The organism is Pseudoalteromonas sp. TAE79 (assembly GCF_000498015.1).
GTDB lineage: Bacteria > Pseudomonadota > Gammaproteobacteria > Enterobacterales > Alteromonadaceae > Pseudoalteromonas.
Genome location: NZ_AUTL01000101.1, coordinates 1 through 6246 on the forward strand (window position 1 = coordinate 1; position 6246 = coordinate 6246).

Below are 6246 nucleotides of genomic sequence, written 5' to 3' on the forward strand. Positions count from 1 at the left end.
CTAAGGGATCCCCAAAAATAATTATTAAATTTCAATCACATCACTCACATCCATATTTTTCCAATCGAGTTGCACTACCACCTGTACGAAATAGGCTAGCCCTTCCAAGTAATCTCGCCGCCGCAGCTTAATGGACTGTTTTTTGAAGTATCGCAACCCAACAAATGCCCATGACACTACTCGCCTGTTTTTGCTTGAGTTAGCTTGAAAAGCCCCTGTCTTTCCTGCTTTGTCTATCACAGCACCCAGCATCATTGAGAACCAATGAGCCAATGTTGCGAGCAGTAAAAGTATGTCTAATCGATAGAGTTTGTTCGTTCTGTGCAGATCTGAGCCTAAGCCGAACCTAACACTTTTTTGGTCTCGAAACCCTGCCTCTATCTGCATTCTCATTCCATATAGCTTGAGCACCTTTTCGAGAAAGTGGTGTCTTTTTGGAAGAGAAGAAACGAGTAGCCAAGGCTCCTTATAACCGCGTTTTTTATCTCTTTTTAATAACTTATGTCCCTTGCCAACCAACACTGCATGAGTTTGATATTTTGCACTTTTGGTCAGCTCGGTCGCGCCAAGATACTGGCTCTTACGCTGATTGTTCTTGAATAGTGACTGGCATGGAATAAACTCATCGCTGTCCTGCGTTTTCAAATGTGCCGTACCACGAACCCGACTAATATAATGCCAGCCATTGTTCCGCACGGCTTTGAGCCAGGGGACTTTAAAGCCCGCATCCGTCACAATCACGGGGCGGCAATCACTCGGCAAGATCAGTTTGAGCATCTTTAAAAACCGTTTTTGCACTTTTGGGCAATGATATTGAAAGCTGAATGCACTTTCCTGATACAGGGTTAAAGAGCGACCTTCACTGACAATGCTGGCACGCAGAATACAGTATTTGGTTTGTGTATCAGCATGGCTCCAATCGACCAAAATGACGGGATGCTTTTCAGTGACCACAAAACGGGTTAAGCGAACATAAACCGATATCGATTCACGCAAAAGCTCATTGTTACTGAGTAGTCGGTCAATACGTTTAATATCATGTTTTTCAGTTGTTTTTGAATCCAAATTGCGGCCGATAGACGTCAAGGTGCATTGCTGACAGTGCAAAAGAGATTTAACGGCAGCGACTAGAGTATTAAATCTGGCTTTATGAATAGAGTTAGGGGTGACAGCGCGGAGCATATTGTGCAAAATAGTAGACGCATTCATGGTGTTTAGTTCTGTTGTTTTTAAGCGATTCATAAGATCACAAAACACCATGAATGTTCCCTCACTACCCACATTTTTTAATACTGTTAGTTCATTGATATGTAAAGGCTAATTCTGGGGATACTTTAGTCGATACACTCTACTTCCTCAAATAACTTGCGATAGCGGTCGTAATATAACTCGCCAGTATGCGTTAGCGTTACTCGATGGGCATCTCGATTGAGTAGCGTTAATTGAAGAGCTTGCTCTAATAGACGTATTCTGCGGCTTAAGGTTGATAGTGACATATCAAGATTTGCTGATGCTTTTTTAAAGCTACCTAGTTTTACTATGGTGCAAAAGTAACGTAAATCACCGAGAGAATAACTAGCTGCCATCAGAACTACTTTATTGTTTAGGATGTAGGCAATATTAACAGCGACGCTTTAAAATTTCATTAGAGATTAAAGGGGAGAGAACTGAAATTAGGCAATCAAATTTTATGTGATTTTAATTTAATAACTCTTAAATAAGGGGACTGGTAAATAACGTAACTCAATCTGTTCATCTAAATAAATTAAAAGTAGTTTTAAATCGTTCTTGTTAGAGCCGTCGAAATTGATTTAGAAATGTTGATTAGAAATAAAATTGCCGCTGTCTTTTTAGTAGTACAAATAAAACGATACTTTTAAAAATTAAAACCTCGGCGCTAGTAAAGTAAGCAGCGAGGTTTTATAAATAACTCAATATTATTAGCTTTATACAATTAACGACCCGTTAAATGCTTATTCATGGCGTACGTGTTATCAAGCTGTTGCTCTATTAAATTAATCGTTTTTTTATTTACGTCTAATGCTTTAGCTGTGTCTTTAAAGTTTAAAATAATCTCTGCTATTTCAGATATTATAACTTGTACTTGTTTCCAGTTAGCATAACCGGCCGCAGAGGCCAGCTTTTGAATCGCTTTTAGTGGCGGGTTTTTTCCAAATCCAGCAAACGAAGTAGCATGCTCGTTAAAAGGATGAGGACTAAAGGTTACATCATAAAAAGGGGCTAAATCCCACTCACCAGAATCTTCTTGTAAAAAAGCCCAGTTTTTACTGTGGTCATCTTGATTACAGCTAAATAAATTAAACATAGCCCGACGAAATTGTAATTGCCCTGCAGCAGGTGATTTGCATAAAACACGGCTCGCTTTAATTAAATCCTCATAATCTAATGTAGGTGTGCGAAAATCAGCATCTAGCAAGCCGCATGCACTGTGCATATGTTTGCAGCCCATTTTATCACCCATTAATTTAAACCTATCGAATCGTTTTAAGGCAAGCCATTGCTTTGCACCGGTCCCTTCTGGGGCGGGTACCAGTAATCTTTGAGGAGGGTTTAATCCCGCTTGTTCAGCTAAATCCAAATACACAGCTTCACATAACCCTTCCTCATGTCCTAAAGCGAGGTTTTTGGATGTGAATTTGATTAACCAAGCATCATCACCTGTTTTAGGTTTTGTTCTACATTCTTGTATATTATTGTCAGGAAAATAAATTTGGGCTTTAGGGCGTGCACCGCCGGAGCTACCAGCAGCCACTAACGCAGAAAGTACTTCTTCTGTTTGTCCGTCAAATATTGCTTGGGCTTGTTGACCCAATGTAGCAAGACCAGCTTCATCGTTATTTGTGCCATCATAATGAGTTTCAGGTGTAAACGATAATGCTCCCATAGCCGAATGGCCAACAAAAGATAAGCGGTCCATTGCGGTAACAAAGTTAGGCATTATATTATTTTGTCTGAATACACGGTCCTGTAGTAGTAGCCCCCACCCATCAGGTAAACAATCAGAAAAGACCCCATGCAATCCATTATGTGGGCTTTTGGGTGCTAACTGAACATCTCTATTGAAGGCGAGTGAGAATGGCGAAAGATTACCATATGTGTCTAAATAGCTTTGAGCGAATTGAAAGTAAACACCTTGTCTATTTTGAGCAAGTACACCCACCATTAACTCTGTTGAGTCTGACAGTGTACGTTTTACTTCTAGCTTTTCTATGGGTTTAAAGGCCATTGTTTAATACCTGAGCAATAGACGTTGGCGCATTATTACCTTGAGTTGGCGCTTTTGTTAATTCATATAAACGAGTCAAATCGTCGAGAGATTGCCATAAAAGCAATAGCTGCCTAAACGAAATAAGCCCTGTAACCTCAAACTTTTTTATTGTAGAAGCAGGTACTGTGCTTTTTTTAGCTAACGCCTCGCGTGACATTTTTGCTTTTTTGCGACGTTCTTTTAGGTGCTCAGCAAAAGCTAGCTGCACATCACCTTCGCTTAATAATAAATAATTAATAATAGAGCCTCCAAAAAGACACTTGTGTATCCAAAGTCTATTTTAAATAGGGTTAATGGGTGCTATAGTGTCTATTTTGTTGCGAGTAAAGCGTTTGAGATGTGTTAATGCCAAGCAAAGTAGATACTGGCTAATCTCATTCAGGCTCCCTATACAATAGAGTGTAAATCAAATTAAAAGCGTAAAAAATTAAAACGCATTTTAGTGTTTTTTACTTTTCATAATAAAGTGCCTTTTAGGGATCATTAAGCTGCATTTAATGCCTTAAAGTGACTTATAGGTCACTTTAAATGGCGACGGTTATACCCAAAAGTTTTATATTTTTTTTACTTAATTTACTTTCTTAGCTTGTGTATTTGTCTTAAAAGCAAAGCGCCCAATTCCTGCGCGCTTTTTTAGTGTCGTCATTTTTATAATGCCAAAAATCATATTATAATATCTTAAAGTCTGTTGCAGTAAATGTAGGCTTAAATTAGGCTCTTGCTATGAACTCTTATGATGATATTTTTGAAACGGTATTAGCGTTAAATGAGCCTAATAGCAACGTAGCTGATAGTGATTATAACCTCAACTTAAAAGAGGTTAATTCGGCTCACTACCTCAGTATTTCAACTAATGAAAAGCGAGTTCTATTAGAAAAGCTTGGCATTTTGATTTAGTAAAATCAGACAATAAAATCGCATTGTTAAAACATGATACCCAAAATGTTCATTTAATCGCTGTAACAAATACCAAAATAACTAAAAAGTCAGGCTTAAAAGTTACAAAATGTATTATGACGCGCTTTGATTCGGTATATACCCCTAGAGATGTAGCTGATCATGTAATGTCAAACACATACTCGCGAGCACGGAGGTGTTAATTACAGATCTCCATAAAGGAGGTAGCGATGGGCGTTTTTGGAGCTCAAGAATTAGCACCGCATTCAAATTAGGATGCTTTGTGTACTTTTTAGATTATGAAAAAAAAGAAATTTTGCATGCTACTGACCCAAAACATTTCAATGCTTATATTCACTCAATGGAAATTAAATACTCAGACCCCCAGAAACTTAGGGTAATTATAGCTGATAGGTTAATTGATAATATTGAAAGTGACGCATTCTATGCTAAATTGCGTTATTACTTTTAAATTATTATGCACTTACAGATTTTTAAGCATCTATGTGGGTCTTTTCCTCTAACTTTGCTGGTCGACATGCAAATTAGTTAAATAAACTCTAATCTAGTTTAATACGAAAATGAGGCTAACTTGCTAAGTTAGTTAGCGGAGCAATTTTACAGGTAGCAATTATGGAAAGCCTTTTAGTCAATTTAAGAAAATACCGCCCTAGAGAAAATAATGATCCACTAGAAAACTTTTTAACAGAAGCGTTTGCTTGGCTGTTAAGAAGTAACCGAGAAGTTTTACAAGCAGTACTGGAGTGTATAAATAACAAACTGCAACCACCAATTAATGTGCCCGATGGTGATGTTTTTATTTCAACGCAGGAAAATTTTAATAATAAATTCCCTGATCTAGTCATTAGTTGGCATGATTGCACGCTTGTATTTGAGCACAAGGTTAATTCTCCATTGCATTTAAATCAACTTCAAAACTATCGAGAATATGCACTCAAAACTTATGACAACCACAAAATAATATTAATAACCGCTACTTCTTTTCAGCACGCTCAAAAGCCTGATGCCGCATTATGTTGGGAGGAAATTTATAAATGCTTAATAGTTTTGGCTGATAAAATAAATGATGAGCACGCGAGTTGGGCAATCGAAGATTTCTTATCATTACTAAAATCAGAGGGATTAGGGCCAAAAACGCCAATGAATCGCTTCTCAATTGCTAATTATTTAGAGGCCGTGAAGTTTAGTGAACAAGTTGACTCTATCTTCAAAGAGGCTCAAAAACTAGTATGGCCGCTACAAAGCATAGGAATGGAGCCTGTATTTAAGCGCCAAGGAACTGAGTCAAGAGTTGGGCTAGAATTTTGCCCTACGATTAAAGATAAAGGCAGGCAATGGCTTCCTGGAATATTTTGTGGTGTGTTACTCGATGGTGCGGATCACGGGGTTAAAAACTTTACAAACAATGAACTAAAATTATGTTTAGTTTTTGACTTTAATCGAACAGGCCAAGAAACGATTAAACATTCAGAGAATTATAAAAAATTTAAAGAGGGACTTAAATCGTTTGTTAATGATTGGGAGTATATAGATACGGCTGTAGAGCCAAACGCAAAACACAATAAATGGCACCCAATTATTATTTTAAAGCCAATGCTCCCTCTGTTTGAGAGTACCAATACTCACCAAGAACAAGTAAATATAGTGCTTGGGGTGTTTAGCGAATTACAGAAAAACCTTATTGAGAGACCCGAATTTATAAAATTAGTAGAAGAGCTTACAGTGACAAAATCAAGTGTTACTAAGTAGGATTTAACAACCCCATTTTGCAACATGTAAAGTTAGCAAAAGGTAAAGAAGCAGGTTATTCATTAAGCTAAAATAACCTAGCTTTCTAAATAAATGACATGCGGGAAATTTTATTACTAAAAGCCGAAGATCTTCCTCTTCTTTATTATAATACCCATATTATTTCCCTTAATAATAGCTAAAATCGACATCAGAGATGTACTAAAGTACTAGGGCGTGTTGATCTTTGTGGTATGAAAAACAAACAGCATGAAGATAAGGTATAATTGAATTCGCCAGAAAACTTTACA

7 protein-coding genes are annotated in these 6246 nt (G+C 37.4%); 3 read left to right on the top strand and 4 right to left on the bottom strand.

Annotated features, from left to right (window positions below; all coding sequences use genetic code 11):
* Positions 1-24 precede the first annotated feature (24 nt).
* The 4 genes from L655_RS0105530 to L655_RS0105545 form a co-directional block, all read right to left on the bottom strand.
* A complete protein-coding gene (locus L655_RS0105530) occupies positions 25-1242 on the bottom strand; it encodes an IS4 family transposase (protein ID WP_125825536.1) in 1218 nt (405 codons plus the stop codon).
* 92 nt (positions 1243-1334) lie between these two features.
* Complete coding sequence (locus L655_RS0105535; RefSeq protein WP_024604370.1) at positions 1335-1586, bottom strand: LysR family transcriptional regulator; 252 nt, start codon at positions 1584-1586, stop codon at positions 1335-1337.
* A 368-nt stretch (positions 1587-1954) separates the two neighbouring features.
* Entirely contained in the window at positions 1955-3247 is a 1293-nt protein-coding gene (locus L655_RS0105540) for a type II toxin-antitoxin system HipA family toxin (RefSeq protein ID WP_024604371.1), read from the bottom strand.
* Complete coding sequence (locus L655_RS0105545) at positions 3237-3527, bottom strand: helix-turn-helix transcriptional regulator (protein WP_024604372.1); 291 nt, start codon at positions 3525-3527, stop codon at positions 3237-3239. The genes L655_RS0105540 and L655_RS0105545 overlap by 11 nt, the downstream gene beginning before the upstream one ends.
* Before the next feature lie 485 nt (positions 3528-4012).
* Here L655_RS0105545 and L655_RS1000000127415 point away from each other — a divergent pair, with 485 nt between their 5' ends.
* The 3 genes from L655_RS1000000127415 (at position 4013) to L655_RS0105560 (ending at position 5956) form a co-directional block, all read left to right on the top strand.
* Complete coding sequence (locus L655_RS1000000127415; RefSeq protein ID WP_158000957.1) at positions 4013-4186, top strand: hypothetical protein; 174 nt, start codon at positions 4013-4015, stop codon at positions 4184-4186.
* A 196-nt stretch (positions 4187-4382) separates the two neighbouring features.
* Positions 4383-4658, top strand: coding sequence for a hypothetical protein (locus tag L655_RS1000000127710; protein ID WP_021032076.1), 276 nt, complete (start codon positions 4383-4385; stop codon positions 4656-4658).
* A gap of 161 nt (positions 4659-4819) precedes the next feature.
* The gene (locus tag L655_RS0105560) at positions 4820-5956 is read left to right on the top strand and encodes a PD-(D/E)XK nuclease family protein (RefSeq protein ID WP_024604373.1); all 1137 of its coding nucleotides are present in this window, start codon (positions 4820-4822) and stop codon (positions 5954-5956) included.
* Positions 5957-6246 lie beyond the last annotated feature (290 nt).

Bases quoted from the DNA above. Each gene is read 5' to 3' on its own strand.
- L655_RS0105530 (WP_125825536.1), bottom strand. From the start codon at position 1,242: ATGAATCGCTTAAAAACAACAGAACTAAACACCATGAATGCGTCTACT.
- L655_RS0105535 (WP_024604370.1), bottom strand. From the start codon at position 1,586: ATGGCAGCTAGTTATTCTCTCGGTGATTTACGTTACTTTTGCACCATA.
- L655_RS0105540 (WP_024604371.1), bottom strand. From the start codon at position 3,247: ATGGCCTTTAAACCCATAGAAAAGCTAGAAGTAAAACGTACACTGTCA.
- L655_RS0105560 (WP_024604373.1), top strand. From the start codon at position 4,820: ATGGAAAGCCTTTTAGTCAATTTAAGAAAATACCGCCCTAGAGAAAAT.
- L655_RS1000000127415 (WP_158000957.1), top strand. From the start codon at position 4,013: ATGAACTCTTATGATGATATTTTTGAAACGGTATTAGCGTTAAATGAG.